The 26933-nt window shown below is 58.4% G+C and carries 27 protein-coding genes and 6 pseudogenes; 18 read left to right on the forward strand and 15 right to left on the reverse strand.

Annotated features, from left to right (window positions below):
• From E4Q08_RS14410 to E4Q08_RS14445, 9 genes are all read left to right on the forward strand, one after another.
• A partial coding sequence (locus E4Q08_RS14410) for an IS66 family transposase (protein ID WP_169070905.1) occupies positions 1-387 on the forward strand: 387 nt, incomplete at its 5' end.
• A gap of 2263 nt (positions 388-2650) precedes the next feature.
• A complete protein-coding gene (locus tag E4Q08_RS14415; RefSeq protein ID WP_169070906.1) occupies positions 2651-2992 on the forward strand; it encodes a hypothetical protein in 342 nt (113 codons plus the stop codon).
• 610 nt (positions 2993-3602) lie between these two features.
• Positions 3603-3881, forward strand: coding sequence for an LbetaH domain-containing protein (locus E4Q08_RS14420; RefSeq protein WP_308240137.1), 279 nt, complete (start codon positions 3603-3605; stop codon positions 3879-3881).
• A 142-nt stretch (positions 3882-4023) separates the two neighbouring features.
• The gene (locus E4Q08_RS14425) at positions 4024-4752 is read left to right on the forward strand and encodes a DUF2334 domain-containing protein (RefSeq protein WP_169070907.1); all 729 of its coding nucleotides are present in this window, start codon (positions 4024-4026) and stop codon (positions 4750-4752) included.
• A 616-nt stretch (positions 4753-5368) separates the two neighbouring features.
• Entirely contained in the window at positions 5369-7369 is a 2001-nt protein-coding gene (locus tag E4Q08_RS14430; protein WP_372703714.1) for a bi-domain-containing oxidoreductase, read from the forward strand.
• Between the two features lie 9 nt (positions 7370-7378).
• Positions 7379-8095: a class I SAM-dependent methyltransferase gene (locus E4Q08_RS14435; RefSeq protein WP_169070908.1), complete on the forward strand. Its 717-nt coding sequence runs from the start codon at positions 7379-7381 to the stop codon at positions 8093-8095.
• Between the two features lie 23 nt (positions 8096-8118).
• Positions 8119-8709, forward strand: a complete 591-nt coding sequence (locus tag E4Q08_RS25780) for a hypothetical protein (RefSeq protein ID WP_308240138.1) — start codon at positions 8119-8121, stop codon at positions 8707-8709.
• Positions 8684-9760 (forward strand): heparinase II/III domain-containing protein, encoded by a 1077-nt coding sequence (locus tag E4Q08_RS14440; RefSeq protein WP_308240139.1) that lies wholly within the window; start codon positions 8684-8686, stop codon positions 9758-9760. Before E4Q08_RS25780 ends, E4Q08_RS14440 begins: the two co-directional genes overlap by 26 nt.
• A 1-nt stretch (position 9761) precedes the next feature.
• Complete coding sequence (locus E4Q08_RS14445; RefSeq protein WP_169070909.1) at positions 9762-10988, forward strand: glycosyltransferase family 4 protein; 1227 nt, start codon at positions 9762-9764, stop codon at positions 10986-10988.
• Between the two features lie 184 nt (positions 10989-11172).
• Here E4Q08_RS14445 and E4Q08_RS14450 read toward each other — a convergent pair whose 3' ends face one another.
• A complete protein-coding gene (locus tag E4Q08_RS14450; protein ID WP_169070910.1) occupies positions 11173-12147 on the reverse strand; it encodes an Rpn family recombination-promoting nuclease/putative transposase in 975 nt (324 codons plus the stop codon).
• 123 nt (positions 12148-12270) lie between these two features.
• Here E4Q08_RS14450 and E4Q08_RS26185 point away from each other — a divergent pair.
• The 3 pseudogenes from E4Q08_RS26185 to E4Q08_RS14465 form a co-directional block, all read left to right on the forward strand.
• A pseudogene (locus E4Q08_RS26185) lies at positions 12271-12315 on the forward strand (hypothetical protein); the annotation flags it as partial.
• A 48-nt stretch (positions 12316-12363) separates the two neighbouring features.
• Positions 12364-12759 (forward strand): annotated as a pseudogene (locus E4Q08_RS14460) (UDP binding domain-containing protein); the annotation flags it as partial.
• 164 nt (positions 12760-12923) lie between these two features.
• Positions 12924-13338 (forward strand): annotated as a pseudogene (locus tag E4Q08_RS14465) (hypothetical protein).
• Positions 13339-13593: 255 nt separating this feature from the next.
• Here the strand turns inward: E4Q08_RS14465 and E4Q08_RS14470 are convergent.
• The 5 genes from E4Q08_RS14470 to E4Q08_RS24865 all read right to left on the reverse strand — a co-directional run bounded on the left by E4Q08_RS14470 (position 13594) and on the right by E4Q08_RS24865 (position 16067).
• Positions 13594-13731: a hypothetical protein gene (locus E4Q08_RS14470; protein WP_169070911.1), complete on the reverse strand. Its 138-nt coding sequence runs from the start codon at positions 13729-13731 to the stop codon at positions 13594-13596.
• Positions 13732-13744: 13 nt separating this feature from the next.
• The gene (locus tag E4Q08_RS14475; protein ID WP_169070912.1) at positions 13745-14080 is read right to left on the reverse strand and encodes a helix-turn-helix domain-containing protein; all 336 of its coding nucleotides are present in this window, start codon (positions 14078-14080) and stop codon (positions 13745-13747) included.
• Positions 14061-14438, reverse strand: coding sequence for a type II toxin-antitoxin system RelE/ParE family toxin (locus E4Q08_RS14480; RefSeq protein WP_169070913.1), 378 nt, complete (start codon positions 14436-14438; stop codon positions 14061-14063). Before E4Q08_RS14480 ends, E4Q08_RS14475 begins: the two co-directional genes overlap by 20 nt.
• A 628-nt stretch (positions 14439-15066) precedes the next feature.
• Positions 15067-15759 (reverse strand): Rpn family recombination-promoting nuclease/putative transposase, encoded by a 693-nt coding sequence (locus E4Q08_RS14485; protein WP_308240140.1) that lies wholly within the window; start codon positions 15757-15759, stop codon positions 15067-15069.
• The gene (locus tag E4Q08_RS24865) at positions 15735-16067 is read right to left on the reverse strand and encodes an Rpn family recombination-promoting nuclease/putative transposase (protein WP_248594932.1); all 333 of its coding nucleotides are present in this window, start codon (positions 16065-16067) and stop codon (positions 15735-15737) included. Before E4Q08_RS24865 ends, E4Q08_RS14485 begins: the two co-directional genes overlap by 25 nt.
• Before the next feature lie 66 nt (positions 16068-16133).
• On the opposite strand from E4Q08_RS24865, the pseudogene E4Q08_RS14490 reads away from it, so the two are divergent.
• Positions 16134-16823, forward strand: a pseudogene (locus E4Q08_RS14490) (UDP binding domain-containing protein); the annotation flags it as partial.
• Positions 16801-17106, forward strand: coding sequence for a nucleotidyltransferase domain-containing protein (locus tag E4Q08_RS14495; protein WP_211203433.1), 306 nt, complete (start codon positions 16801-16803; stop codon positions 17104-17106). The pseudogene E4Q08_RS14490 and the gene E4Q08_RS14495, both read left to right, overlap by 23 nt.
• Before the next feature lie 323 nt (positions 17107-17429).
• Here E4Q08_RS14495 and E4Q08_RS14500 read toward each other — a convergent pair whose 3' ends face one another.
• The 3 genes from E4Q08_RS14500 to E4Q08_RS14510 all read right to left on the reverse strand — a co-directional run bounded on the left by E4Q08_RS14500 (position 17430) and on the right by E4Q08_RS14510 (position 19814).
• Entirely contained in the window at positions 17430-18659 is a 1230-nt protein-coding gene (locus E4Q08_RS14500; protein ID WP_169070915.1) for an ATP-binding protein, read from the reverse strand.
• Positions 18660-18952: 293 nt separating this feature from the next.
• A complete protein-coding gene (locus E4Q08_RS14505; RefSeq protein WP_169070916.1) occupies positions 18953-19510 on the reverse strand; it encodes a DUF4351 domain-containing protein in 558 nt (185 codons plus the stop codon).
• Positions 19511-19553: 43 nt separating this feature from the next.
• Positions 19554-19814: an Rpn family recombination-promoting nuclease/putative transposase gene (locus E4Q08_RS14510; protein WP_169070917.1), complete on the reverse strand. Its 261-nt coding sequence runs from the start codon at positions 19812-19814 to the stop codon at positions 19554-19556.
• A gap of 432 nt (positions 19815-20246) precedes the next feature.
• On the opposite strand from E4Q08_RS14510, the gene E4Q08_RS14515 reads away from it, so the two are divergent.
• From E4Q08_RS14515 to E4Q08_RS14530, 4 genes and pseudogenes are all read left to right on the forward strand, one after another.
• Positions 20247-20591: a UPF0175 family protein gene (locus tag E4Q08_RS14515; protein WP_169070918.1), complete on the forward strand. Its 345-nt coding sequence runs from the start codon at positions 20247-20249 to the stop codon at positions 20589-20591.
• Positions 20573-21061, forward strand: coding sequence for a PIN domain-containing protein (locus E4Q08_RS14520; RefSeq protein WP_169070919.1), 489 nt, complete (start codon positions 20573-20575; stop codon positions 21059-21061). The genes E4Q08_RS14515 and E4Q08_RS14520 overlap by 19 nt, the downstream gene beginning before the upstream one ends.
• A gap of 159 nt (positions 21062-21220) precedes the next feature.
• Positions 21221-21519 (forward strand): annotated as a pseudogene (locus E4Q08_RS14525) (UDP-glucose 6-dehydrogenase); the annotation flags it as partial.
• 239 nt (positions 21520-21758) lie between these two features.
• Positions 21759-21941 (forward strand): annotated as a pseudogene (locus E4Q08_RS14530) (UDP binding domain-containing protein); the annotation flags it as partial.
• Between the two features lie 122 nt (positions 21942-22063).
• Here E4Q08_RS14530 and E4Q08_RS14535 read toward each other — a convergent pair.
• The 6 genes from E4Q08_RS14535 to E4Q08_RS14560 form a co-directional block, all read right to left on the reverse strand.
• Entirely contained in the window at positions 22064-23227 is a 1164-nt protein-coding gene (locus E4Q08_RS14535) for an ATP-binding protein (RefSeq protein WP_169070920.1), read from the reverse strand.
• A gap of 122 nt (positions 23228-23349) precedes the next feature.
• Positions 23350-24659 (reverse strand): ISKra4 family transposase gene (locus E4Q08_RS14540; protein ID WP_169070921.1). Its coding sequence is split into 2 segments (ribosomal slippage): positions 23350-24399 and positions 24402-24659, totalling 1308 coding nucleotides; the frame shifts between segments, so codons are not numbered across the junction.
• A 263-nt stretch (positions 24660-24922) separates the two neighbouring features.
• Entirely contained in the window at positions 24923-25228 is a 306-nt protein-coding gene (locus E4Q08_RS25785) for a type II toxin-antitoxin system MqsA family antitoxin (RefSeq protein ID WP_308240141.1), read from the reverse strand.
• Positions 25150-25410, reverse strand: coding sequence for a DUF2442 domain-containing protein (locus E4Q08_RS14550; protein WP_034908724.1), 261 nt, complete (start codon positions 25408-25410; stop codon positions 25150-25152). Before E4Q08_RS14550 ends, E4Q08_RS25785 begins: the two co-directional genes overlap by 79 nt.
• A gap of 5 nt (positions 25411-25415) precedes the next feature.
• Positions 25416-25673 (reverse strand): DUF4160 domain-containing protein, encoded by a 258-nt coding sequence (locus tag E4Q08_RS14555; RefSeq protein ID WP_034908722.1) that lies wholly within the window; start codon positions 25671-25673, stop codon positions 25416-25418.
• A gap of 2 nt (positions 25674-25675) precedes the next feature.
• Positions 25676-26908: a tyrosine-type recombinase/integrase gene (locus tag E4Q08_RS14560; RefSeq protein WP_034908719.1), complete on the reverse strand. Its 1233-nt coding sequence runs from the start codon at positions 26906-26908 to the stop codon at positions 25676-25678.
• Between the last annotated feature and the right edge of the window lie 25 nt (positions 26909-26933).

Consider the following 26933-nt stretch of genomic DNA (forward strand, 5'->3'; position numbering starts at 1 on the left):
CCTCCGGTCGATCTCACGCCTCGCTTCCGCGACCGCTTGGACGCCTTCCGTCGGCTATGCGAAGAGCACCGGGATTCGGCTCATGAGAAAACCCGTGCGCTGGCGCGCGAATTTCTCTACGACTGGGAGGCGGTCTGGATCGTCGTCGCCCATCCCTATCTGCCGTTCACCAACAACGAGGCCGAACGGGCCTTGCGGCACTGGGTCATCGCCCGGCTCATCAGCCAAGGCACCCGTACCGAGCAGGGTACCCGTGCCTTTGCCCTGTTGGCCAGTGTCATCGACACCTGCCGGCGTCGCCACATCTTGCCCTGGCCCTACCTGGCCAAGGTGGTCGCCGAGCGGCGTAAAGGCAACGCAGCGCCCCTGCTACCGGCTGCTGCCTGATTTTTGGTAGTGGTCGTCGGGGGGGCTAAACGGTTACACCGCGGAAATCTGGCGGAGAAAAGCGCAGGTCAACATGGCTGTAAGCGCGGAAATGCCGCGCTTACAGCCATGCCCCAGCGTATCCGTCCCTCCGCCGCGTCAAGGGTATGCTGCGCCGGGCTGTCGCCCGCCCTTGACCCGGCTCCAGGAACGCAATTTGCGTGCCCGAGTTTTTGGCGACGCCAGATTTCCGCGGTTTTTGGCCGCCATTGACATTGACCAACGCGCCGTCGTACTCCAACCAGTTCCTCCACGATATCGCTGCTTGAGGCCCACCTCGCCAGTCTCCCGGTTACCTCGCATTGCCATGCCAGCCTTCTCAGATGCCACGCCCTGCCGCACCCGCGGGTCATTACTATACGAACGCCTATTGCACCAACACTACCATGATATTATTACGAAACATTTTTGGTTATGGCATACTAATTCTTCTGCAGAAGGCCAGCATATTTTTGTTGATGCCATTTGTTATCGCGTCGCTGAGCGTTGAAGATTTTGGCAAGGCTAGCCAAGTTTTTATATATTGGCAACTTGTGTATATTGTTTGTGATATTCGGCACCGATGAGGCTCTAGCCAAAAGAGCATCTCATTCAAAGGCGGACTATGGCTCCCTTCTGACAAATGGATATGTGCTTCTATTGTTGGCATCTTCAATATTTGTCCTGTTTAGCTACTTCCTTTCAGACTTACTATATAACTACTTCACAACTAATTTAAGGCCGCGCGATAGGTACATTTCCATAATAACTGTAGCAATTTCGCCAATCGTCATTTCTGCGCTCAAGATTCTTAGAGTTACCGGAGAGTATCCTGCATTTGCGCGTTTTGACAATTATTCAGGTTGCTGTCCAAGCTGCGTCGATAATGACGTTCGTTGTATGGATCGACGGCGGTATGACCGGATATTTGGCGTCATACTTGTTGGCTCTCGCAGCCGCGCTCCTATACGTCCTTGCCGTGCACCGCACACATATAAATCTGAATTTCGTTTCAAGAAAAAGTATCATTGATCTATTGTCGTATGGCGCCAAGATTGCACCGCACACTATCGCAAGTTGGGGGTTATACGGTTTTACGTTGGTATTCATAGGGAAACAGCTTGGCGCAGAGTCGGCGGCAATGCTGGCCGCTAGTAACTACATCCCATATATGGCTAACGTTGTTTCGTACGCCCTTTTGTATTCATTTCAAGAATCGTTATACAAGAAATTAGGCTGCAAGATGCAAATAAGGACTCTGTTGCCGTTTTTTCTTTGGTTATGTGGCCGCTTTCTTCTTGATAGTTATCATAATGTACGCTATGTCAGCAAAAAATCTTCAGTATAATCTTCGATAGCAGGTACGCGTTAAATGATAAGTTGATATTACTACTATTTGCTGCCGTATTTTGCCAGTTTTGCGACTCAATGTTCCAGTATGTGCTATACTACATGGAACGCGCAACCCAATATACGGCGGTATCTACAGTTGCCGCCGTAGTTTTTTAATGTGGTAGGGCTAGTTTTGGCTGCTAGAACCCTGTCAATAGAATATATGGTTGGGGTGTATGCGCTTTCACAGTTCCTGCTCTTATGCATTCGGACAATGCTAGGTATCGGGTTTTATATGAGGTTTCAAAGTGAAATCTGATTTTGCGTGGTATTATCGTACCGCCGAAGCCCTCGGCCGGGGCTTGGGTGGTCTCAGTGTCGATCTAAGCGACTATAAAAAGGCAGCGGTTAATTTCTATGTGCTAAAATGCAGGTCCCACCATGAAAGGGTCGATGCCGATGTTCCAATTGCCGCAGCAGATCTGGAACGAGAGCTCAAGAATCGGAAGCTTTCGCATCGAGAGATAGTTAGGGCCATTGCGAAATACTGTGCTCACCGGCTTTTTTATACTGCTTGGCGCTAAACACGCAAATGAATATCGGTACGTAGTTAAGACCTATGTTGAGGTGGAGTACGAATCTTTTCATGCGTTAAGAAAGGACGAACGGCACCTGGTGCTGATATTCCCTTTTCCGTTGTCCATGAAGAGGCAATTGCGATATATTTATGGGTTGCTTACCGATAACGATCCGTCAAGGGATATAGAATTCTGCGGCAATCCATACAGCTTAAGGAGATTGGCGACGATCATTGTCCGACGTCGTAAATACGATGAGTTCGCTTTTTGAACTAGATGCCGCGATTAAGCTTAACAAGTATTTGCAAAATCTCCATTTTGAGGTACTCTTGAACATGGACGACGTCGATCCTCTTAGCATGATTGTGAACAGAGTTAATTGCTGCAAGAAAACTGTTGTGACTTATTTGCATGGCATTGGAACGTACTCTCCATTTATTTTTACGGACGAGTTAAAGGTGTTTGATCAACGTCAGGCTGATTATTATTCCTCGCTAAATGACATTAAGAAGATTGAGATTTACGACTTCGCTACAAAACGGAACAGCGACAACGCTCAGAGTCAGGTAACACCGAAAGCGGTCATTTTTTTATTCGCAACTTACGAAGTCCAGCGCCATAATTGCTCCCGTAGAAAAGCGGGTTTTACAGGCGCTCGCCAGAATATGCCAAGCTAGCGGTGTGCGCTTGTTTTACAGGCAGCACCCAAACAATACTAGAAGCTTGCCTTTGTATGTTAAGGAAAGTCATGCTGTCAAATGGGACCATAGTAATGGTTGGGAACCAGCAGAATCGTTGGGTTTGAGCCTTTATTCGACGGCGTATTATACGTCGAGAGAGGCCGTCTCGGCGCTAATAGATGTGCCTGAAATTCCAATTAGGTTGCTTTTTTTCGGATGAGTGTAAGGTTGTAAAGGAAGACAATTTGTCACAGCTATTTGGGGTAAGAGATGGTTAGACGCTTATTTGCAAGGCTCTTTAAGAAGGCTCGTTTGCATTCAGTACAGGATTGCTGCATCCACAGCACCTCTCGAATTCAGTCGGGAAGCAACCTTTGTAACGTGGTGATGAACAAGCATTCGTATTGTGGCTACGATTGCGAGATAAGCAATTGTGATATTGGCGCTTTTGTTTCGATAGCTAACTTTGTTAGTATCGGGGGCGGTGAGCATCCAGTAGACTGGGTGTCTACGTCTCCTGCATTTTACGAAGGTCAGCGCAGCATTCCGGCTCAGTTTGCAAACCACAAGAGGAGCTCCCCAAAAAAAAACGATAATAGGTAGCGACGTGTGGATTGGCTATGGAGCGCATATAAGGCAAGGTGTAAGAATTGGAAATGGGGCAGTGGTTGGAATGGGTAGTGTAGTAACAAAGGATGTCGAATGCTATGAAATCGTCGCGGGCGTACCAGCTCGACATGTGCGATTTAGGTTTGCAGAAGAGGTTCGGGAACAACTCAATATGACGAGGTGGTGGGACTATCCGGACGAAACGATCGCGGAACTTGGTGGGCTATTTGACGATCCACTGGCGCTACTTATGGCTTGTTCCAAGAGTGGTGAGTGAGAATTTATATCGACGCAGATGCTTGGAATAATTGCGCAATGTTCCTAATCTATTAGAACAGCTAGTAGTGTACCAATGCCTTTCTTTGACTGCTTTGACTAACCGGCATCGGAGTGAGTTATGGTTAAGGTTGCCATACGAGATGATGACACTAATTTTTTTTACAGACGTAGACTCCTTCTGTAAGGCATATAAGGGACTTGAAAGCATTCCAATTTCAGTGGGTGTTGTGCCCTGGGTGAGCGGCTACAACGGGGATTGTCCCGAGTCATCTGGTATCGATTCGGGGAGTTACTATGACGTAGCCGACAACAAAGACTTGGTATCTTTTCTATCCAGCGGCATTAATACTGGACGTATTGAAGTACTGCTGCATGGCGTCACTCACGAGTACCGCTTCGACGACGGACGTAGACTAGCTGAAATGCAGTGGCGTGAGCTCCAAAGCACCTTGCCCAACAAACTGCTAGAAGCGCGACAGCACCTTCAGCGGCTGACGAACTCGGATATTTCTTGGTTTGTCCCGCCAAGCAATATAATTTATAAAAACGGCATTAAGGCGGTGATATCGGCAGGAATGAATTTGTCAGGCATCATCGGTTTAAGAATTGATCGTGAGTTAAATAGGCAGTGTGTGGTCAACTACTTACTTCGGTGGCTATATCGCGGAATCTATGGGTACCCTTACCCCGCTGTCTTGGAGTATGCTAAACATAACGAGCTCAATGCGTGTCGGATGGCGTCGTATGAGTATCTAAAGGGGATGTTTGATCTGTGTAAGAAATACACGCATCCGATGGTGGTGAATACTCACTACTGGGACCTCCGTGACAATGGGACTAAGCGCGATATGCTGGCGCGTTTTTGTTGACTATGCGGCTGGTGACAATGCAGATTTTGTTCTGATGAGCGATATCGTGCCGAGAAAGCGCAATGAGTAATGCTGGAGCGGGCGGCGATGTTATTTTGATTAATTCTGGAATCTAGTAGTTATTATCCTTCGATAGAGCTGCAAACTATGCGTGAATGGTTATGATTCTCCTACAACTCTTGACGGGAATGATCACCGCCGGGAAAGCGAAGCGGGCTGCCTTGGTCTCGAGGGCCGATGAGCGGGCGATGTTGACGAATTGCGCGACCGAGAGCGGCGTCGGTACGCGAGGTGGAGCGTGCCAAGGTGCTACTGGGCTACGCCAACCGCGGCTTGCGCTAGAACCAAGTGCAAGCTGCGCGCGGCGACTCCACGATTTCCTGGCTATGACAACTCTTCCTTGTATTTCTTTCAAAATCTTTTTTCGCGTCGCTGGAGCACCTCCGGCCGCTGTGGGCGACCGCGAGTGTATAGACCTGACATAATATGAAACAGATTCTCCAAAATCTCAAGAGCGGTAGTAACTGAAGTGGCGGAGGTACCTTCTCCGCGCGCGAGCAACAGTCAGTTGTTGATCCGCACGAGCCGTTCTCTGATCTCCGCCGGCACGGAGCGGATGATGGTCGATTTCGGTAAGGGGAATCCTATCGAAAAGGCCCGCCAGCAGCCGGATAAGGTGCGCATGGTGCTGGACAAAGTCAAGACAGACGGGCTGATGCCGACGCTGGATGCCGTGCGCAACAAACTGGAGCAGCCATTGCCGCTGGGGTATTGCAATGTAGGCGAGGTGGTGGAGGTCGGCAAGGGCGCTGCAGGCTTTGCCATCGGGGATCGGGTCGCGTCCAATGGCAAGCACGCCGAGGTGGTGAGCGTGCCGCTGAATTTGTGCGCACGGATACCGGATGCCGTGACCGACGAGGCGGCGGCGTTTACAGTGCTTGGCGCGATTGCCTTGCAGGGCATTCGGCTGGTTCAGCCGACCCTCGGTGAGGTGGTGGTGGTGACGGGTCTGGGCTTGATCGGGCAGATTGCGGTGCAGTTGTTGCGGGCCAACGGCTGCCGGGTCCTGGGGATTGATTTTGATCCGGGGAGACTGGCGTTGGCCAGGTCATTCGGTGCGGAGGTCGTGAACCTCGGTGCCGCGGAAGATGTGGTGCAGGCTGCCGAGCGGTTTTCACGTGGGCGCGGGGTCGATGCAGTCTTGGTGACGGCGGCCACCAAGAGCAGCGAGCCGATTCATCAGGCGGCTCTGATGTGCCGCAAGCGTGGGCGCATCGTGCTGGTGGGAGTCACCGGACTTGAGTTGTCCCGCGACGACTTCTTCAAGAAGGAGTTGACCTTCCAGGTATCTGCTTCTTATGGCCCCGGCCGCTATGACCCGAACTACGAGGAGAAGGGGCAGGACTACCCGGTTGGCTTTGTGCGCTGGACCGAGCAGCGAAACTTCGAGGCGGTGCTGGACATGCTGGCCGACGGCCGGTTGGATGTGCAGCCGCTGATCTCGCACCGTTTCAAGCTGGATCAGACTGAAGCGGCGTACGCGGTGGTGGGCGGCAGCGAACCGTCGATGGGCATCTTGCTGGAATATCCGACGCGTATGGAGAAGCCTGACGCGGTGATGCGGGAATCGACCGTTCGTCTGGTGTCCGAGAGGTCGCTGACGGGGACAGGTAAGCAGCCGGCTGTGTCGTTTGTCGGTTCCGGAAACTACGCCACCGGGGTATTGATCCCGGCCTTCAAGGAAGCGGGAGCTTTTCTGGCTTCGGTAGCCTCCAGCACCGGGGTAAGTGGGGTGCATGCCGCCAGGAAGTATGGTTTTGCCGAGACCACCACGGATACGGCCAGCGTGTTTGCTGACCCGAAAGTGGATGCCCTGGTGATCACCACCCGACACAACAGCCACGCGGGGTTCGTGCTGCAGGCGCTGGCCGCGGGCAAGCAGGTCTTTGTTGAAAAGCCGATGTGCCTGACCTTGGAAGAGCTAGATGAGATCGAGGCGACGCATGCGCGGCTGGAAAATCAGGGCAGGGCGCCGTTGGTCATGGTCGGCTTCAACCGCCGTTTTGCGCCGCACGTGCAGAAGATGAAGTCGCTGCTGGCCGGGGTTAGCGGACCGAAGTCGCTGGTGATGACGGTAAATGCCGGCGCAATTCCCGCAGATCACTGGACGCAGGATAGTGAAATCGGTGGCGGACGCATCATAGGTGAGGCGTGTCATTTCATTGATCTGCTGCGTTTTCTGGTGGGGAGCTCGATCGTTGCATATTCCCGGTTAGCGATGGATTCGCCCAATGGCGATACCGTCACACTGCAGCTTCGGTTTGCTGATGGTTCCATCGGCACCGTGCATTACTTCGCCAATGGTTGTAAGGCCTTCCCGAAAGAGCGCCTGGAGGTGTTTGCCGCCGGAAGGGTGTTACAGATGGATAACTTCCGGAGGCTGAAGGGCTATGTGTGGCCGGGCTTCAAGGATATGAATCTGTGGCACCAGGACAAGGGCCAGAAAGCCTGCGCTGCGGCGTTTGTGAAAGCAATTTCTGAGGGCGGATTGGCGCCCATCCCGTTCTCTGAAATTATCGAGTCAAGTCGGGTTTCCATCGAACTTGCTGGTTGCTGAGGAATTATCATGGGGAGCGTGGTAGAGTGGATCGACAGTAGCTGGTATTCGGCTTATGCGAAGAACTGGGATGACGCTATGTTCCGCGAGCGGATCATAGCCCACATCAAACCGGATTCGGTCGTCTTGGATCTTGGTGCAGGGGCGGGCATCGTTGCGCAGATGAATTTCAAGGGTTTGGCACAAAAGGTCTGTGGTGTGGATTTGGATCCACGGGTGGTGGATAACCCCATGCTGCATGAAGGACGGGTTTCTGATGCTCGTGGAATTCCCTACGAGGACGAGGTGTTCGACGTGGTGTTTTCCGACAATGTATTCGAGCATCTCGATGACCCATTGTCGGTTTACAAGGAGGTTTCGCGTGTATTGAAGCCAGGCGGTGTGCTCTTGTTCAAAACCCCGAACAAATGGCATTACATGCCGACCATCGCACGCCTGACACCGCACGGTTTTCATCAATTTGTGAACAGGCTACGTGGGCGCGCCGAGGCGGATACGTTTCCAACGCGATATCGCACCAATACGAAAGGCGACGTGTCGCGGCTTGCTGCCGAAGCCGGCTTCACCGTTGAACGCATTGAGCGTATCGAAGGTCGGCCTGAATACTTGCGCATGACTTGGCCTACTTACTTGGCTGGTGCTCTGTATGAGCGCCTTGTGAATTCGACAAGCCTCTTGGCACCGTTCCGGATTTTGCTGGTCGGTACTTTACGCAAGATGGTTTAGTGCCTCTGGTTTGAACTTCTCTTTTGTTGACAATGAACCCGGCACGTTATTTCCATACCCTTCGTCACCTGCGCCCAGTGCAGATCACCGGCCGGCTCTGGCATCGCGTGAACCCGGCAAAGCCTGATCTGAGGGCTGCGCCCTCGCCTAGTCTGGTGGCAGGTCAGTGGGCCACTACGGTTGAACGGCCCGCTTCCATGCTGGCGGCTGATGCGTTCCGCTTTTTGGCTGTGATTGGCCAGGTGCGGAATGCTGTGGATTGGAATCATCCGGCAAGGGAAAAGCTGTGGCTCTACAATCTGCATTACTTTGACGATCTGAATGGGGTCGCTGCGGCTGAGCGCACTGCCTGGCATCGGGCGCTGTTGGCGCGTTGGGTGGCGGAGAATCCACCGGGAGTGGGTAACGGCTGGGAGCCCTACCCGAGTTCGTTGCGGATCGTGAACTGGATCAAGTGGTGGCTTGCAGGAAATGTGCTGGAACTGGCCTGGGTAGATAGCCTGGCCGTGCAGGCGCGCTGGCTGCGACGACATATCGAGTGGCATTTGTTGGGTAACCACCTGTTTGTGAACGCCAAGGCCCTCGTGTTTGCGGGCCTTTTTTTTTGCAGGTGACGAAGCCGCCGAATGGTTGGCGCGGGGTCTGAGAATTCTGGCTCGGGAGGTGCCGGAACAGGTGCTGCCGGACGGCGGTCATTTCGAGCTCAGCCCGATGTACCACGCGATCATTCTTGAGGACGTGCTGGATCTGTTGAACGCGGCCCACGTCTGGCCGGGGCAGGTGCCGGATGCGGTGGTTGCTCACTGGCGGGAAGTGGCGGGTCGGATGTTGTATTGGCTTCAACAGATGATTCATCCGGATGGCGGGATTTCTTTCTTCAACGATGCGGCTCTGGGTATTGCGGCAGATTTCGCGGCACTTGCTGCTTATTCAGAGCGGCTGGGTATCGTTCCAAGCGTGATGGCGACAAAGGGGCGATGCGTGCACCTTGCCGATTCCGGTTACGTACGGCTGCAACAGGGCAATGCGGCAGCTTTGTTGGATGTGGCCCGAATTGGACCAGATTACTTGCCGGGCCATGCTCATGCCAATACGCTTTCTTTTGAGCTTTCGCTATTTGGCCAGCGCGTGGTGGTCAATTCGGGGACGTCGCAGTATGGGCTTGGCGCGGAACGTCTGCGCCAGCGCGGGACGGCTGCGCATAGCACGGTTGAAGTGGATGGCGCGGACTCCAGCGAGGTGTGGGGCGGTTTCCGTGTGGCCCAGCGGGCGAGACCTTTCGGGCTGGCGATCACGGATGAAGACCAAGGATTGAAAGTGATCTGTGCTCACGATGGCTATCGGCGTTTGAAGGGCAAGCCAATTCACCGCCGGCGCTGGTGGCTGGCGGAACACTCTTTGCAGGTGAGCGATTACATAGAGGGTGGGTTCCGCGTGGCGGTGGCTCGCTACTATCTGCACCCCACTGTTCAGGTAACCGGGCAAGGTCAGGCAGGGCAATTCATCTTGTCCGCTGGGCAGATTGTGAACTGGTCTGTCGCGGGCGGTGTTGCCCGAGTGGTCCCCGCTACGTGGCACCCGGAGTTCGGGGTCACCGTACCCAGTCAGTGCGTAGAAATTCAATTCGAAGGTGCTGATGTGGCGATGGATTTCTCATGGAAGTGATATGCACATTCTGTTTCTGACGGATAACTTTCCGCCGGAGGTGAATGCCCCTGCTTCGCGTACTTTCGAACATTGTCGCGAGTGGGTGCGCGCTGGCAATCAAGTAACGGTGATCACCTGTGCGCCTAACTTTCCCAAGGGCAAGGTGTTTGATGGCTATCGCAACCGGATATGGCAAATCGAGGAGATGGCGGGCATTCGGGTGATTCGTGTGTGGTCTTACATCACCGCGAATGACGGCTTTGTGAAGCGGATTCTGGATTACCAGAGTTTCATGGTGTCAGCCACTTTGGCGGCGCTATTCGTTCGTGGTGTGGACGTGGTGATAGGAACCTCGCCGCAGTTCTTTACCGTGTGCGCGGCCTATGTGGTGAGCCGTTTGAAGTGGATTCCGTTTGTGTTCGAGTTGCGTGACCTGTGGCCAGAGTCGATCAAGGCGGTGGGCGCGATGAAGGAATCCGCCGCTATCCGGGCGCTGGAGCGTTTGGAGTTGTTCCTTTATCGGAAGGCGGCCCGGATCGTTTCGGTGACGCATTCGTTCAAGAGAACGTTGATCTCTCGCGGTGTGGACGGCGAGAAAATTGAAGTGGTGACCAACGGCGTGGATATGTCCCGATTCAAGCCTATGCCCAAGGACGCTGAACTGCTGCGGGAACTGGGTTTGGCAGGCAAGTTCGTCGCCGGTTATGTGGGTACTCACGGTTTGGCGCACCATTTGGAAACCCTGCTGGACGCGGCCGAGATGCTGCGCGCTCACCCGGATGACGCTTCGTACCACTTCATTTTCCTGGGGGATGGCGCGCGCAAGCAGGCACTCAAAGACGAAGCGGCGCGGCGGGATCTGGACAATGTGACCTTCATCGATTCAGTGCCCAAGGAGCAGGTGGCGCGCTATTGGTCGTTGCTCGATGTGTCGGTTATCCACCTCAGAAAGACCGAGCTTTTCACGACGGTGATTCCTTCCAAGTTGTTCGAGTGCATGGGTATGGGCTTGCCGGTGCTGCACGGGGTGGCAGGGGAGTCTGCGGACATCGTGCGGGACGAGGGCGTGGGCATCGTGTTCGAACCGGAAAACACGGCTGCACTGGTGCAACACCTGCGGTTACTGCAGCAGGATCGTCCTACGTATGAGCGCTATCGCGCCCAGTGTCTGGAAGCCGCAAAGAAATACGACCGAACGGCTATGGCGAAAAGGATGCTGGGGGTGGTTATGCAGTTGGGGCGGTGAGGGCCTTGACGCTCACGAAGGCCCCGAAGCCGGTGGGTTGGCAGGCCCAAGGCTACCGATTTTCCAATCCAGCAATGAATTTCCGCAGGTTGTTTTTTTGAACGTTCCATAGCCCCGTTGGAGCGATCCATTCGGGCCGCCGCGGACAGGAACGCGGTCGGCCCGTCGCAGCAGGGGGTGTTGTTCAGGATCGTTCGACGAACACGGCGTCCAGGGTCTGTGCGTCGAGCACGCGCTTCGCCCACGCCTCCAGGCGCTCCGGTTCAGCGCCTGCGAGCTGGCTCTCGACCCAGGCCGGCAAGGCCCCGAAGCGCCAGGTCAACAACTGCTTCAGCAGCCGTGCTTCGCCTTGCTCGATTCCCTTCTCGATCCCTCTCTCCATCGCCTGTTGTTCCCATTGCTCGGCAATCGTCAGCATCAGTTCACCTCCACCACTCAAAGTTTCTGTCACGACCTGGCGTAACTGGTCACCGCTCAAGCGGTCGATGCTCGCCGCCTGCGCCAGGTACCGTAAAAGCGTACGGACATAGTCCAACCCCATCGAGCTCTGCGCGAGGTCCCGCAGCAGTCCCAGAATTTCCGGCAACCGTTCGCGCAATTCGTTCCGGAAAATGTACTTCAGGGTCAGCAGCGCCGTATGCAGCATGACCGCGCCCTGCAGCTCGTCGTCCCGGTATCCGCTCAAGTCGATCAGGTGATAGACACACGCCGGCACATAGGCGCGCAGGGCCGGAGCATCTTCCACCTCATCGGCGAATTGCCGGCTGACACGCCAGGTCGCCGTGCCGTGATAGACCACGACCGGCACGATCACCGGCAAGCGGCCGGAATTCCCGGCGTTCATCCATTGTTCCCAGATCCGTACCCGGTAACGCAGGAGGTCCAGGCCGATTCGCGACTCGACGTAGCTCTTGTGTTCGAACAGCACGTGCACATAGCCGGTTCCGCCGCCGCAGAGATCGACGGTGTACAGCAAGTCCGCGGGATGCAGCGCAAGTTCCGGATCGAGAAACGAATCCCTTGCCGTGCGCAAGGTCTTCCAGTCCAGGGCCTGTCCTGCTGCCGCCGGCAGATAACGTTCCAGGAACTCCGCCGCCACCTCGGTGCGCCCGAACACCGCCTTGAAAAAGCGGTCGTGCGGGCTGTTCAACGCTGTCATGTGCGACCTCCGCCAACTCGCTGAAGCTTCATCCTACCACTGTCAGGTCTGACGTCGCCACTTGGAAACAAGAGAAAATTCGGTCTGGAACAGAGGGTCGAGCGCAATGCTGCCGATGGCCGGCTGCAATTCACCACCGACGTCGTCGCGGTGCATCACGGGACGCCGCAGTTCATCGGCGTCGGCACGCCGCCCGACGAGGACGGTTCGGCCGATCTCCAGTTCCAGCCGGACACCGACGCGACCTGCGCGAAGCGCCGAGTCGGGTGATCGTGCACGAACTGCTGCGCCGCGGCGCGGCGATCCGGGCGTACGACCCGGTGGCGATGAACGAAGCGCGGCGGGTGTTGGGACCTGCCGGGGCTGAGCTTCGCCAGCCAGCAGGCGGACGCGCTGCGCGATGCCGATGCACTGCTGATCGCCACCGAGTGGCGCGAGTTCAAGAGCCCGGACTTCGAGCAGATGCGGGCGCTGCTCAAGCAGCCGCTGATCTTCGACGGCCGCAACCTCTTCGACCCGGCCCTGGTCCGCAGCCTGGGGCTCGAGTATTTCGCCATCGGGCGAGGGGAGGCGCATCAGGGGGCGCGTCGGGGGGTGGCGCTGGAGGGGTAGAGGGCGGCGGCAGGGGCTGGGCTGTCCGAGCCTGCAACTGAGAATACTGTCACCGTATTCCCCAGTTCATTCGCCTGCGGAACTGGCTCGTCGGGTTGGCGAAGGCCATGCCTTCGTGACGCGGGTGCTGGCGCAGCCCAAGCTATGGCTGATCGGGGATGAGCATGACCTCGTCGCCGCTTGAGAATCTGTGCGGGCCAGGCAAGCCGCTGGCGAAAGAGCAGCCGGATGCACGCGGAGGTTGCGGGCTTGAAGCGCTCGGCCCTCGCTCGTCTGAAGGATGCTGGAAACCCGGCCAATTCGCTGGAAAGCCGCTTCGACCTGGCCTACAACTCCGCCCATGCGTTGTGCCTGGCTGCACTGCGCTGGCATGGCTACCGGGCCGGCAACCGCTACATCGTGTTTCAGGTGCTGCCGCACACCTTGGGTCTGGGCCCGGAGGTTTGGCGTGTGCTGGCCAAATGCCATGCAATCCGCAATCTGGGCGAGTACGAAGGCGATCTGAACGTGGACGAGCGGCTCGTAGCCGACCTGATCGAAGCTTGTGGCAAGGTGGCCGCCCGACTGGGGGGGGGGTAACACGGTGACAGCATGCGTGTTCCTCCTGATACGCCAGCCTGAAGAAGCCGCGGACCACCCTGCACACTCAGGTTGCATCACGGGGTTGTAAGCCGGAACCCCAGAAATTTCCGTCAGCCGATCAACGTGGCTTGTCTCGCGCCCGGTCGATGCGTTCCTGTATTGCCTGCATGACTTCTTCATGGGTGTACGACCTGGCGTTGGGGTGGTCGGGCGTATTCCTCGCCTTCGTCGATACGACAATCCACCAGTCGATCATTCGTTACCGCCCAAGCCGTCATGGCACAGGCTGTCCGGGTAAAGCGCTGTCGACCGTGACAGCGTTTCCTGTATCTCTTCCAAGTTCTCCGGGGATAGCTTGTCCCATTCTTCATCGGTTATGCGGGCTGCCATCAGCGGGCTCCGGTCAGGCGGTTGCAAGCGTCAGATGCCCGATCGGCTCGGCCGCCGGCCGCACCTTGATTTCGATGTCGTAGCCGAGGCGGTTCAAGCAGTCCATTAGCTTGCGCTCGGACAGGTTGGTGAAGTCGCCGCGCATCATGCCCGACACCTTCGGTTGCGGGATGCCCATGCGCTTAGCCGCCGCTTGTTGCGTCAGTCCAAGGGCGCGCACAGCCTTCCTGATCTCAACCACCAGACCGGTCTTGATTTTCAGTTTCTCGGCGTCGGGCAGTCCGAGGTCGGCGAAAACGTTGCCCGAGCTGCGTTGAACCTCGACGCCTTCAATGATTCGTTTCTGCATTTCGTAGCTCCTTTGCCAATGTCTCGGCCACCTTCAGCCGAGCGCGGATGATGTCCATGTCTGCTTTCGGCGTGGCGATCCCGCTCTTGCTCTTCTTCTGGAAGCAGTGCAGGACGAACATTGCCTCCGCAAACTTGACCGTGTAGACCGCTCGATAGGTGCCGCCAGCATCGTCTTCGACGACCTCCAGCACGCCGGCACCACCGAAGCCCTTGAGCACCTTGGCTGCGTCGTCCTGGTCGCCCATCTGCGCCAGCGACAAGGCGTAACCGAAACGCCGACGCACATCGGGCGGCAACGCCATCAAATCCTTGTAGCTACTCGCAATCCATTCGAGCGGTTTTTCTTCATCAGCCATGATGGCAATTTATACCTGTTCAGGTAAATTTACAAGTGCAGCAAGTTCAAGGCATGTGTCGCCAAACAAATGTTTTACGACACATCTGCAACAGTCACATGCACCAAGGCGAATTCCCAGGTAATTCGGGGACAATATATGTATCTCTGGGGGCTTCTGGCCGACAGTCGGCGGATTGTTGCTCGCGGTCGAGGTGACCGAGAGGATCGCCACCTCACGGTCAGTTTTTTTCTGCAAGCGTGCCGATCCACGAGCCGGATCCTGTGAAACAAGGGACAGCATCTTAATCGTCCCGCGAGTTCAGATCGCTACAGCGTAACCTGGGGAGTTCGGGTTGGGGTCGGTCATCGATAAATCCCGTGCCAGCCAAGCGCTGCCCAGAGGCTGCTTCAAGCCACCCCAGCCCGTCGTGCCAGCGGGGGGTGTGATCGATTACCCGCGGGTTGTTGTTGCGGAGGTGGCGCTGGAGGGGTGAGGGCGGCGGCGTGTGAGCTGTCCGAGCTTGCAATGGAGTGTGTACTGTCACCGAATTCGCAAGGGTCACTGGTTACCCCATAGCCCAGTTGGCGTGATCCATTCGGGCCGCCGCGGACAGGAACGCGGTCGGCCCGTCGCAGAAGGGGGGGGTTCAGGATCGTTCGACGAACACGGCGTCCAGGGTCTGTGCGTCGAGCACGCGCTTCGCCCACGCCTCCAGGCGCTCCGGTGCAGCGCCTGCGAGCTGGCTCTCGACCCAGGCCGGCAAGGCTCCGAAGCGCCAGGTCAACAACTGCTTCAGCAGCCGTGCTTCGCCTTGCTCGATTCCCTTCTCGATTCCCCTTTCGATCCCTCTCTCCATCGCCTGCTGTTCCCATTGCTCGGCAATCGTCAGCATCAGTTCATCTCCACCACTCAAAGTTTGCGTCACTGCCTGGCGCAACTCGTCACCGCTCAAGCGGTCAATGCTCGCCGCCTGCGCCAGGTAGCGTAGAAGCGTACGGACATAGTCCAACCCCATCGAGCTCTGCGCGAGGTCCCGCAGCAGTCCCAGAATTTCCGGCAGCCGTTCGCGCAATTCGTTCCGGAAAATGTACTTCAGGGTCAGCAGCGCCGTATGCAGCATGACTGCGCCCTGCAACTCGTCGTCCCGGTATCCGCTCAAGTCGATCAGGTGATAGACACACGCCGGCACATAGGCGCGCAGGGCCGGAGCGTCTTCTACCTCATCGGCGAATTGCCGGCTGACGCGCCAAGTCGCCGTGCCGTGATAGACCACGACCGGTACGACAACGGGCAGGCGACCGGAATTCCGGGCGTTCAGCCATTGTTCCCAGATCCGCACGCGGTAGCGCAGGAGGTCCAGGCCGATTCGCGCCTCGACGTAGCTCTTGCGACGTAGCTCTTGTGTTCGAACAGCACGTGCACATAGCCGGTTCCGCCGCCGCAGAGATCGACCGCGTACAGCAGGTCCGCGGGATGCAGCGCAAGTTCCGGGTCGAGAAACGAATCCTTGGCCGTGCGCAAGGTCTTCCAGTCCAGGGCCTGTCCTGCCGCCGCCGGCAGATAACGTTCCAGGAACTCCGCCGCCACCTCGGTGCGCCCGAACACCGCCTTGAAAAACCGGTCGTGCGGGCTGTTCAACGCTGTCATGTGCGATCTCCGCCAACTCGCTGAAGCTTCATCCTACCACTGTCAGGACTGACGTCGCCACTCTGAATCGATGTCGATGAGCGCAAGATCGAGATCCTCAACAATGGCGGCATCCTGATCCATGAGCCGGATCTGGAACAGATGGTCCAGCGCAATTCCGCGGATGGCCGGTTGCAGTTCACCACCGACCTCGTCGTCGCGGTGCATCACGGGGCGCTGCAGTTCAGAGGCGTCGGCATGCCGCCCGATGAGTGCGCCACGGCATCGGCACGCACTTTCTCTTCGCCGGCACCGGCTACGGCGGATCGCGCTTTCCCAAGGATGTCAAGGCGCTGGTTCGCAACGGCCACGAGGCCACGATATGGATATCGACCTGCGCGCGCTGACGGCGGTCGAGGCGGCAAACGATAGCCAGAGGCGGGTGCTGGTCTACAAGGTAGTCGCCGGCTTCGGCGAGGATCTGCAGGGGCGAAGCTTCGCCCTCTGGGGCCTGGCCTTCAAGCCGGATACCGACGAGATGCGCGAAGCGCCGAGTCGGGTGTGTGCACGAGCTGCTGCGCCGTGGCGCGGCGATCCGGGCGTACGACCCCGGTGGCGATGGACGAAGCGCGGCGGGTGTTCGGCGACCTGCCAGGGCTGATCTTCGACGGCCGCAACTTCTTCGACCCGGCCCTGGTCCGCAGCCTGGGGCTCGAGTATCACGCCATCGGTCGAGGGGAGGTGCCCCGGGAAGTTGGCGCTGGCAGCGCTGGCTGATCGGATTGAAGCTGCTTTCGTGTTCGGGTCGGTGGCGAAGAATAGCGACACCGCGGCGAGCGACATCGACTTGATGGTGATAAGCGACAGCCTGACTTACGCAGACTTGTTCGGGACGCTGGAAGCGGTGGCGGGGAAGCTTGGCCGACCCGTAAGCCCTACGGTTTATTCGCCTGCGGAACTGGCTCGTCGGGTTGGCGAAGGCAATGCCTTCGTGACGCGGGTGCTGGCGCAGCCCAAGCTATGGCTGATCGGAGATGAGCATGACCTCGTCGCAGCTTGAGAATCTCTGCGGGCCAGGCAAGCCGCTGGCAAAGGAGCCGCCGGATGCACGTGAGGTTGCAGGCCTGAAGCGCTCGGCCCTCGCGCGTCTGAAGGATGCCGGAAACCCGGCCCGACCTGGCCTACAACGCGGCCCATGCGCGTTGCCTGGCTGCACTGCGTTGGCATGGCCCTTGCTTGATCCCTTTCTGAATGCCTCGTTCCATCGTCTCAGGTGATTTCCGGGAATCAAGATCCCGAACAACTACCGCAGCGGCTTGTTTTTCTGGCCATGAGCCCGGCCTAACACCATGACTCTTGGTACGGCCATTTGCGGAAATCACCTCAAATCAGGTTCCACGGTATTGCCAATACGTTTTCACTGACCCAGCGCGTTTGTTCCACGGGGCAGAGGAGTGCGCCTGGGCCACAGTTCAAATGGGCATGTGCGGCCTGGAAGGCTTCGATACCTTTTGCCATGTGCCGGTTTGGGTTGGCGGTGAGTTTGATCTCAATGGGATAGAGCATGCCGTCGCGTTCCAGGAGGATGTCGATCTCGGCCCCGCCGGCGGCGCGCCAGTGGTGAAATGTTGGGTGGGTAGGTAGCCGGGACGCTTGTTTGATCAGTTCACCGACCATGGCCGTTTCGAACAAGGCGCCGAACAGGGGGTGGGCGGTCAAGGCCCGGGGAGAGGAAATTTGCGCATGGTAGCAGGCCAGCCCGGTGTCGGCGAGGTGTCCTTTGGGGCGCAAGGAGACTCGCTTGGCGGGGTTTCCCGAGAAGGCCGGGAGGGAAAACCACTGATACGTGCCTTCCATGATGCCCAGCCAACGCCGGGCGGTTTGCGGGGTCATCCCGATTTCCCGGCCTAACTGGCTATAGTTGATTTCCTGGGCGGTTAGCGCGCCCATCAGACGAACGAAGCGGCCAAAGTCCTGCCAGTCTTCGATGCCACCGGCCAGTCTGGCATCTCGCTCGACATATGTGCGGTGGTAGCCGGCCCAGAAGTCCGGTATCAGGTCTTCGTTCATTTCGATTGCGCGGGGCAGGCTTCCCCGCCAGAGCCATAACGGCAGATTGGTTTCGTGGAGTGCAGCCTGGCGGCTCCAGTCGAAGAAGGCATCCGGCGTTTCCAGCCAGCGGCTTAACCAGCCGGTATCTGAATTGGCGATTTCCTGCAGGGAGAAACCATAGAGATCCAGGAAGGCTGCACGTCCGGCCAGGCTTTCCGAAACGGAACGTAGAACCTGCCACTGCTGCGATCCGGTCACCAGATATTGACCCACGCGATGGGGGTCACGGTCGACGTGACGCTTGATGGCTGCTACTACTTCGGGCGCATACTGGATTTCATCCAGGATGACCGGTGCGGGATGGTTGCGCAGAAAAAGATCGGGCTCCCGCCGCGCATTTTCGACATCCAGGCTGGCGTCGAACACCACGTAGTCAACCTTGGGAAAAAGGTGGCGGAGCAGCGTGGTCTTGCCTACCTGGCGGGCACCACTGAGGACGACGACCGGAAAGGCTTCCACGAGCCTTTGCAGCCGTTCGGATAGGATTCTGTGACGATACATTCTGTCATATTATCAACGTCATCATCAATCTGCAAGGTTATTTCGGTGAAAAATGGTGATGACGAAAAAAAGGTGACGGTATACCTAACTCTCGTCAGAGTAAGGTGATTTCCGAAAATGCAGCGCCCATTGATGGCAGAATACACACCCATCACGACGATGAGACCCTCGCGTATGGAGACGACCTTCTGTTCATTCGCAGGGGTTACTGTTTACCCTATAGCCCCGTTGGCGTGATCCATTCGGGCCGCCGCGGACAGGAACGCGGTCGGCCCGTCGCAGCAGGGGGGTGTTCAGGATCGTTCGACGAACACGGCGTCCAGGGTCTGTGCGTCGAGCACGCGCTTCGCCCACGCCTCCAGGCGCTCCGGTGCAGCGCCTGCGAGCTGGCTCTCGACCCAGGCCGGTAAGGCTCCGAAGCGCCAGGTCAACAACTGCTTCAGCAGCCGTGCTTCGCCTTGCTCGATTCCCTTCTCGATTCCCTTCTCGATTCCCTTTTCAATTCCCCTTTCGATCCCTTTCTCGATCCCTTTCTCGATCCCTTTCTCGATCCCTTTTTCGATCCCTTTTTCGATCCCTCTCTCCATCGCCTGTTGTTCCCATTGTTCGGCAATCGTCAGCATCAGTTCACCTCCACCACTCAAAGTTTCTGTCACGACCTGGCGTAACTGGTCACCGCTCAAGCGGTCGATGCTCGCCGCCTGTGCCAGGTACCGTAAAAGCGTACGGACATAGTCCAACCCCATCGAGCTCTGCGCGAGGTCCCGCAGCAGTCCCAGAATTTCCGGCAGCCGTTCGCGCAATTCGTTCCGGAAAATGTACTTCAGGGTCAGCAGCGCCGTATGCAGCATGACCGCGCCTGCAGCTCGTCGTCCCGGTATCCGCTCAAGTCGATCAGGTGATAGACACACGCCGGCACATAGGCGCGCAGGCCGGAGCATCTTCCACCTCATCGGCGAATTGCCGGCTGACGCGCCAGGTCGCCGTGCCGTGATAGACCACGACCGGCACGATCACCGGCAAGCGGCCGGAATTCCCGGCGTTCATCCATTGTTCCCAGATCCGTACCCGGTAACGCAGGAGGTCCAGGCCGATTCGCGACTCGACGTAGCTCTTGTGTTCGAAGTGGTCGTGCGGGCTATTCAACGCTGTCATGTGCGATCTCCGCCAACTCGCTGAAGCTTTTCATCCTACCACTGTCAGGACTGACGTCGCCACTCGGAAACAAGAGAAAATTCGGACCGGTGTACTCAACTGACCACCAGCACTCGCAATCTGGCTGACGTGTTGCGCCAGGGGGATACGCTGTTATTCGCCAGCGAATGAAGTGACTTCAAGACTCCAGCAATTCTCAAATTGTAGGATACCGTCCGCACTATTGCGCAAACATCGCGTCGGCCCGTGGGGCCAGGACGCTCCCGCTCTCAGACCGTCGTGCGAGTCCCGCAGGCGATGTGGAACGACCGATTGACTGGCGCAAGAGAACGAAGGAATCCGGGTCAGCGTGCGCGCTACCGCGCAGCCGCGTCAGTCATCGCCGGGCTGGCTGCTATAATCTGGCACGATTTATTCCTATAGGAGATAGGAATGCAAGTGGTGAATGTGAGTAGCTTGAAGAACAACCCGACCGATGCGTTGCGCAAGGCCCATGAAGACATGGTGCTCGTCATGAATCGTGATCGGCCGGATGCGCTGATAGTGGGCCTGAACGAGGATGGCGCGCTGGCGGCGCCGGGCGTCAAGGCGGCTTTGGCGACAGTGTTGTTCCGTGAAGGACATCTGTCGCTGGCCCGCTCGGCGCGCCTGGCCGGGATGACGATGTCGCACTTCGCCGCCCATGTTTCACGGCTCGGCATCGCGGTCATCCAACTGGATGCTCAGGAGGCCGTCAGCGACCTGGATACCCTGGATCAATGGCTCGCATCGTCCTGACTGACGCGAGTCCGCTGATCGGTTTGTCGCTGGTGGATGGTTTGCCATGGCTGGCCGCGTTGTTTGGCGAAGTATGGATGCCCGAGGAAGTCAGGAATGAGGTGCTTTCAGGCAGCGGCTTCCCCGGCGAGCAGGCGATCCGGGAGGCGATGGCGACGGGCTGGTTGCGTGTGTGGTCGCAACCGGTTGGTGATTTGCCGTTGCCGGACCTAGACGAGGGAGAAGCCGCCTGCATCCGTGTTGCCATGGGTCATGCCGGCGAGTCGCTGGTGCTGATGGATGAGCGGGCCGGGCGGGCAAGCGCGCTGGAAATGGGCCTCCAGGTAGCCGGTACGGCCGCGGTCATCGGCATGGCCAAGACCCGAGGACTCGTCGCTTCCGCCCGCGACGTGTTCAGCGCCTTGCACCAGTCCGACTTCCGTATTTCCGCCGAAGTGATCCGGATGGTGCTGACCCGAGTGGGTGAGTAGCCCAGTAACGTTTCATCGTTTACATGTGGTGGCGGGTGGGAGGATGCAGTCAGGCTTTCCGTCCGCGCTCGCGGTCCCTGGGCGTCGCCTCCTTCATCGCGGTGACACGGTTGTCGGCATCGACAACCGCAACGACTACTACGACGTTCGCCTCAAGCACGCCGCTGTCCCGACTACCAGGTGATCGTCGACAAGAGCACGGTGCCGGTCGGCACCGCCGACCGGGTGCGTGCGGCGGTGCAGGAGGTGCTGGCGGAACGGGGGTCCGCGTGGACTTTGCCGTCGTCAGCAACCCGGAGTTTCTCCAGGAAGGTGCCGCGGTCGAGGACTTCATGCGCCCCGACCGGATCATCATCGGAGCGGACGACGAGCGCGCCAGGCTGCTGATGCGGGCGATCTACGCGCCGTTTTCGCGCAACCGCGACAAGCTGCTGCGGATGGATACGCGCAGCGCCGAACGGTCATGACTTTTCCAGGCACCCCGATCATGGAAGTCATGACCGTTTCCCTCCCTTGCAGGGCGCATTCCGGCTTGCACGCCGGAATCGTTCGATGGGCGCAGAGCATGCTCTGCGAATTCCCCATCTCACCCCCCCGACCCCTCCCACGGCCCGCGCTGCATCGCGGGCTGGCTGCGGCGGCGCGGAGCAGTGCTCCGCGAAACCCCGCCTTCGCCCCCGCGAGGGGGGAGGGGAGATTCGTCACCGAGTGGCGCGAGTTCAAGAGCCCGGACTTCGAGCAGATGCGGGCGCTGCTCAAGCAGCCGCTGATCTTCGACGGCCGCAACCTCTTCGACCCCGCCCTGGTCCACAGCCTTGGGATCGAGTATCACGCCATCGGGCGAGGGGAGGCGCCTCGGGAGGTGGCGCTGGAAAGGTAGAGGGCGGCGGTAGCAGCTGAGCTGTCCGAGCTTGCGGCACTGGATTGCCACGTCGGCTGCGCCTCCTCGCCATGAGGGTGGGTATCGGTAATCGGAGCGGCGTGGCCCTGCCGGTGCTGTAGTCAGCCTTCGGCAACTTGGGTTGCCAGTTCGAGCAGTGAGATGGCCTGGATGTCGTGGGCCATTCGATAGCGTTCCTGGCCGGGATAGACGACGAACTTGCGCGCGGGGGCCAGGTCTTCACAGGCGGCATGAAAGCCTCGTTCGACTTTTGGATTGAGGCTGCGCTTGATTTCGACCGCCCATAGGCTGTTGTCCGGCCAGGCCAGCAGCAAGTCGATTTCGGCACCGCCGCTGGTGCGATAGAAGTAACCTTGTGCCTTGCCGGCAGCGGCGATGAGCAGGTTTTCCATGACCATGCATTCCCAGCTTTGCCCGACCACCGGATGTGCCAGCAGGGTTTCCTTCTCGGGGATGGCTAGCAGGGCATGGACCAGGCCGCTGTCGCGCACATATACCTTGGGCGATTTGACCAGACGCTTGCCCAGGTTGGCATGCCAGGCGGGCAGACGGCGCACGAGGTACAAGTCCGCCAACAGGTCGAGATAGGCCGCGGCGGTCTTGGCGTCTACGCCCAGGTTGCGCGCGAATTGGGCAATGTTGAGCAGGCCGCCCTGATGATGGGCCAACATGCCCCAGAAGCGACGCAGGGTTTCGGCGGCGATGCGAGGCCCGAACTGTGGAATATCGCGCTCCAGATAGGTGCGGATGAAATCCTGGCGCCATCGCAGGCTGCGGGCTGCATTGGCCGCGAGCAGGCTGTCCGGAAACCCACCGCGTAGCCAGAGTTCATCGGTTGGCAGGTTGGGTGTTTCCAGTACGCTGAAAGGCGCCAGCTCAAGATAGCTGATGCGGCCGGCCAGGCTTTCGCCTGACTGCTTGAGCAGATCAGGCGACGCGGACCCCAGCAGCAGATATTGACCGGTTGTGCGACCTGCTCGCCGAGCGCGGTCGATCAATCCGCGCAGTACCGGAAACAACCCGGGGGCGCGATGCACTTCGTCGATGATGACCAGCTTGTCTTGGTGGTCTGCCAGGTAGAGCTCGGGTTGGGCGAGCTTGGCGCGGTTCTGTTCCGACTCGAGATCAAGATAGAGTGCGTTGATCTGGCGGCCGATTTCCAGGGCCAGCGTGGTTTTCCCGACCTGGCGCGGCCCAAGCAGCGCCACGGCGGGGGTGTAGCCGACTGCGGCTTTGAGTTCGGTAGCCAGTGTTCGCTTGATCATGCTTGCAATTGTGGAACTTGGGTGCATTGATTGCAAGGCTTGAATAGGAAAACGGGACAGTATAGTTAACTCCCCACCAGCCCGGGTGTGATTCAAAGTGATGCGCCAGCGAAATGCTCTGGTTATGCGGCTTGCTTTTCGAGACCCTTCCAATAATCAGCCCATTCCCGGTTGGCGCGGTTGATCCGTAGGGCCAGCATGGCTTCGACATTTCTGGGTGCCCACCAGGCGCCGGGAAGCTTAAGTCGTTCCTGGATGACATAACGATGGGCGCTTTCGATTTCCCCCGAGCCGATCGGCAAACCGCGCTGTATCGCCCCTGGGTAGTCCAGTTGGGACAGGCGGTTACGGATATAGCGGTCGCATGCCGTGACGGGGTGGTCGTCGTGGTCTGCTTCGACCCATGGCGCGAGTGCTTCCAAGACGGCATCGACTTGATTTGCATGCAAGCGGCTCTTTTGCTTCTCCATCCACGCCTTGGGATCGGAGGCGGCACACACTTTGGACGCATCACCGAGATATTCACAAAGATGAAAAAAGTCCACGAGAAACGCCCCCTGCGTGCCAAAGCGAAGGTCTAATTGCGAGGTAATCCAGGCCGCACCGTCCCCTACCGCATGAAGGTGGCTGCCAGGACCAAACCCGGCTTTCGCCGCGCAACGTGCCCACTGCCGCCCGCTTTCCTCGGCGCCACCGGCAAAATGCCCGCCAAACGACGGGGTCGCGCTGCCCACGGGATGCACCAGGCATAACCGGACTTCCTTCCAGAGCAAGGTCTTGCCCTGGCGTTTGTCCTGCGCATCGGGTGAGACTTCCACCACGGGGACCATCGAACCGTCGATTTCCCCAATGAAAGTTCGGGAGTTTTTCGCTCCCGTCACCTCCTCTCGCGCCGTTTCTTGTTCGTAAATGGCTTGCGCGTGAGGTTCGGTGATCCGCTGGGCCGTACTAACTGGCATGGCGATTCCATAGGGCTCTCTTAGCTTGTCTGGCACCTGTCCAAACGGCACGTCCGCTCCAAAGTCGGCCAACACTCGCTGTAACGCCAGGGAAGTGCCCCGGCAAGCCACTCCTGCTCGCTCACTGAAGCGCCGTTCGCTTTGCGTTCCCACTCGCCACAACGGCTCTTCTACCGTGATGTCGCCGAAGGTCGTGTGCCAGTAGAGTTTTTTTTACCCCCGCTTCGGCCCGCGGATGCCTGGCCTACCCGTGCTGCACTTCGCGCAATCCCGTTCTGCGCCCAGGCCGTTAACACCTCATTGCCCATTTGTCGGACTTCTTCAATCACCCGGCGCTCAGCCGCGTCGGCTTTTTCCAAGTCGCCACCCGCATCCTCCACCACCCCGAGCAGGCTTTCAAAACGCGCACGTAACACCGGATGGCCATTGAGCCGTTGTAAAAAGATCCGGTCTTGTTCAGGCAGGTGGGGCATCGTTGGCTCCTCAGGTTCGTCATTACGGACATCCAGGGGGGATTGGATGCCGCGCATCACTTTGAATCGCACCCCCCGATGGCAGGGGTATGTTCAGGCGCACATGGTTATAATACATTAGCGCCTTATAAATGCTTTCGTGCAACTCGTTCAAGCGCCCCTTTCACGCTTCGCCCTTGGTTCAGGATGCCGCGCCAGCCGGGCAAGGGAACCCGGTTTTCGATTGGCCGATCTAGGCGCAGCAAAACTCAGGTTTTCTCAGGTCACGCGGCCACCGCCGCCTGTTCGGCTTGCTTCAGCAAGGCAGCAGTAACGGCCTCGTCATGGAAGGCTTCGCCGCAGTTCTCGCACACCAGCGCCGGGACTTCGCGGAAAACGATCGTCATGCCGTCGCGCTCAAGTGGAACAGTCACAGCGCCAGGTCGGGGTTCACCGTGCCGGCAGGGCATCTCATGGGATTTTCCTCGTGACCATGTTCGGCTTTCTCCGGTCACGCGGCCCGGTCGCCTTGCTGCACGCGCATCAGGTCCAGCAGGAATTCGGGTGCAAGGTCTGCGCCGTTTGACCATGCCGCCGTGCGCATGACCGGATGTTGGCTTGCCGTGGCGAACAGCACCGGATCGCGCAGCGGCTCGAACACTTCGCCGTCAAGCTCGTTCGATAAATCGACTTCTCCCGCCGCGCCATTGTTGAAGCGCAGGAGCAGGCGATAGCCCGACAGCGGGGTTACTTCCGTGGTGTGCAGAATCATGAGGGTTACTCCAGTGGATCAATCGGATTCAGCGGCTTGCGCAGCATGGCAAGCTCCCAGTCGGCTTCAATTTCTTTCCGGTGCAGCGCCAGCCATTCGCGCACCATTGACAGCGCCCGTCCGGGCAACGAACCGGCGTACAGCTTGCCGTCCAAGGTCATCAAGGCTTCGTGCTCGCCATAGACCGCGTGAAAATGCATTGGCGGATGCTCTCGCCAGTTCATGTAAATGACGATGCCGAAAAATCGTGAAATCTCAGGCATGGCTACACCGTTCCGCGCTTCTTTATCTGCACCACATCTGCACCGGACTTCAGGCCGCCAGCCTCCAGCATGGCAGCCGTCGCGGTATTCACTGCGGCCCGCACCGGGTCAAGGTCCAGCCGGGCATAGATCGCTGTTGCCTGCTGGCTCTTGTGGTTCAGGCTCTTGCCGATGACGGCCAGTGATGCGCCTGTACGCGCCTGCCAGCTTCCCAGGGTGCGCCGCAGGTCGTGCAGGGTCACGCCGTCCGCCTCGTTGCGCCCGTAGGGAATGCCGGCCCGCTCCATGATCCGGATAATGCCCTTCTTCGGTTCCACCATGTGCCCCGTTGCGCCGATGCCAGGGAACACGAAGCCGCCAGCAGTCGCTTCTTGGCGCGCCTTCAGGATCTCCACCGCTTCCGGGCAGAGTGTCACCGTTTGGGGAGTACCGTTCTTCGTCACCGGCAGCCGCCAGTTTCCTGCCGCCAGGTCGATCTCGCGCCAGTGCATCGCGCAAACATTCGCCCGCCGCGCACCGGTCAGCAGCGCCAGCAGGATGAAGTCACGCATGGCGATGCTCGGTTCTTCGGCCAGCGCCGCGAAGAATCGTGGCAGTTCGTCGGGTTGCAGGAATCGGTCACGGGTCACGACTCGCCCGGCCACCTTGACGCCATGCGCCGGGTTCGCGTCGAGATAACCCCACTCGATCGCCTTGGCGAACAGCCCCGATGCCAGCGCCCGGATCTGGCGCACCGTCGCCGCCGCCTTGCCTGCCTTCTCGGCGCCAGAAACGACTCTGGCAACATCGGCTCGCGTGATTGTCGTCAGCTTCTTGTCGCCCAGTGGCTTCTGCAGGTAGTACCTGAATCGTTGCTGATCGTCGCGCCATGACAGCTTCTTTTCACCGTGCCGGGTGCCGTACTCGGCGAAGAATTCGGTCAACGTCGGCTCAGCCTTGAAGGTGCGTTTCACTTCGGCAGGGTTCGCCCCGTGCTCGATCTCGGCATTGACCGTAGCGGCAGCCTTGCGCGCTTGCTCCACCGTCATCGCGGGGAAGCGCCCCAGGGTTACCCGTTCCGGCCCGCCGCCCTTGGTTCGCCGGTACATGGAGAAGGTTTTCACGCCAGCCGGGGTTACACGTAGCTGCAGGCCTGTTGTCTTGGTGTCGTAATACGTTGCGCGCGTGCCGGTCGCAGGTGTAGGCAGCGCAAGGATTCTCTCCTTGTTGAACTGGAATCTTGCCGCATCATCCATGACATCACCTTATGCGTTCGTTCTG

Origin of the sequence: Candidatus Accumulibacter contiguus, from assembly GCF_012940005.1 — a bacterium.
In the GTDB taxonomy this organism is placed as follows: Bacteria; Pseudomonadota; Gammaproteobacteria; order Burkholderiales; family Rhodocyclaceae; genus Accumulibacter; species Accumulibacter contiguus.

Coding starts and splice junctions, on each gene's coding strand:
- E4Q08_RS14430 (WP_372703714.1), top strand. CDS start 5,369: ATGATGGTCGATTTCGGTAAGGGGAATCCTATCGAAAAGGCCCGCCAG.
- E4Q08_RS14535 (WP_169070920.1), bottom strand. CDS start 23,227: ATGATCAAGCGAACACTGGCTACCGAACTCAAAGCCGCAGTCGGCTAC.
- E4Q08_RS14475 (WP_169070912.1), bottom strand. CDS start 14,080: ATGCAGAAACGAATCATTGAAGGCGTCGAGGTTCAACGCAGCTCGGGC.
- E4Q08_RS14480 (WP_169070913.1), bottom strand. CDS start 14,438: ATGGCTGATGAAGAAAAACCGCTCGAATGGATTGCGAGTAGCTACAAG.
- E4Q08_RS14435 (WP_169070908.1), top strand. CDS start 7,379: ATGGGGAGCGTGGTAGAGTGGATCGACAGTAGCTGGTATTCGGCTTAT.
- E4Q08_RS14550 (WP_034908724.1), bottom strand. CDS start 25,410: ATGATTCTGCACACCACGGAAGTAACCCCGCTGTCGGGCTATCGCCTG.
- E4Q08_RS14515 (WP_169070918.1), top strand. CDS start 20,247: ATGCAAGTGGTGAATGTGAGTAGCTTGAAGAACAACCCGACCGATGCG.
- E4Q08_RS14500 (WP_169070915.1), bottom strand. CDS start 18,659: ATGTATCGTCACAGAATCCTATCCGAACGGCTGCAAAGGCTCGTGGAA.
- E4Q08_RS24865 (WP_248594932.1), bottom strand. CDS start 16,067: ATGACAGCGTTGAACAGCCCGCACGACCGGTTTTTCAAGGCGGTGTTC.
- E4Q08_RS14445 (WP_169070909.1), top strand. CDS start 9,762: ATGCACATTCTGTTTCTGACGGATAACTTTCCGCCGGAGGTGAATGCC.
- E4Q08_RS14520 (WP_169070919.1), top strand. CDS start 20,573: ATGGCTCGCATCGTCCTGACTGACGCGAGTCCGCTGATCGGTTTGTCG.
- E4Q08_RS25785 (WP_308240141.1), bottom strand. CDS start 25,228: ATGGTCAAACGGCGCAGACCTTGCACCCGAATTCCTGCTGGACCTGAT.
- E4Q08_RS14505 (WP_169070916.1), bottom strand. CDS start 19,510: ATGCTGCATACGGCGCTGCTGACCCTGAAGTACATTTTCCGGAACGAA.
- E4Q08_RS14510 (WP_169070917.1), bottom strand. CDS start 19,814: ATGACAGCGTTGAATAGCCCGCACGACCACTTCGAACACAAGAGCTAC.
- E4Q08_RS14425 (WP_169070907.1), top strand. CDS start 4,024: ATGATGACACTAATTTTTTTTACAGACGTAGACTCCTTCTGTAAGGCA.
- E4Q08_RS14415 (WP_169070906.1), top strand. CDS start 2,651: ATGGACGACGTCGATCCTCTTAGCATGATTGTGAACAGAGTTAATTGC.
- E4Q08_RS14560 (WP_034908719.1), bottom strand. CDS start 26,908: ATGGATGATGCGGCAAGATTCCAGTTCAACAAGGAGAGAATCCTTGCG.
- E4Q08_RS14555 (WP_034908722.1), bottom strand. CDS start 25,673: ATGCCTGAGATTTCACGATTTTTCGGCATCGTCATTTACATGAACTGG.
- E4Q08_RS14470 (WP_169070911.1), bottom strand. CDS start 13,731: ATGGCAGCCCGCATAACCGATGAAGAATGGGACAAGCTATCCCCGGAG.
- E4Q08_RS14450 (WP_169070910.1), bottom strand. CDS start 12,147: ATGACAGCGTTGAACAGCCCGCACGACCGCTTTTTCAAGGCGGTGTTC.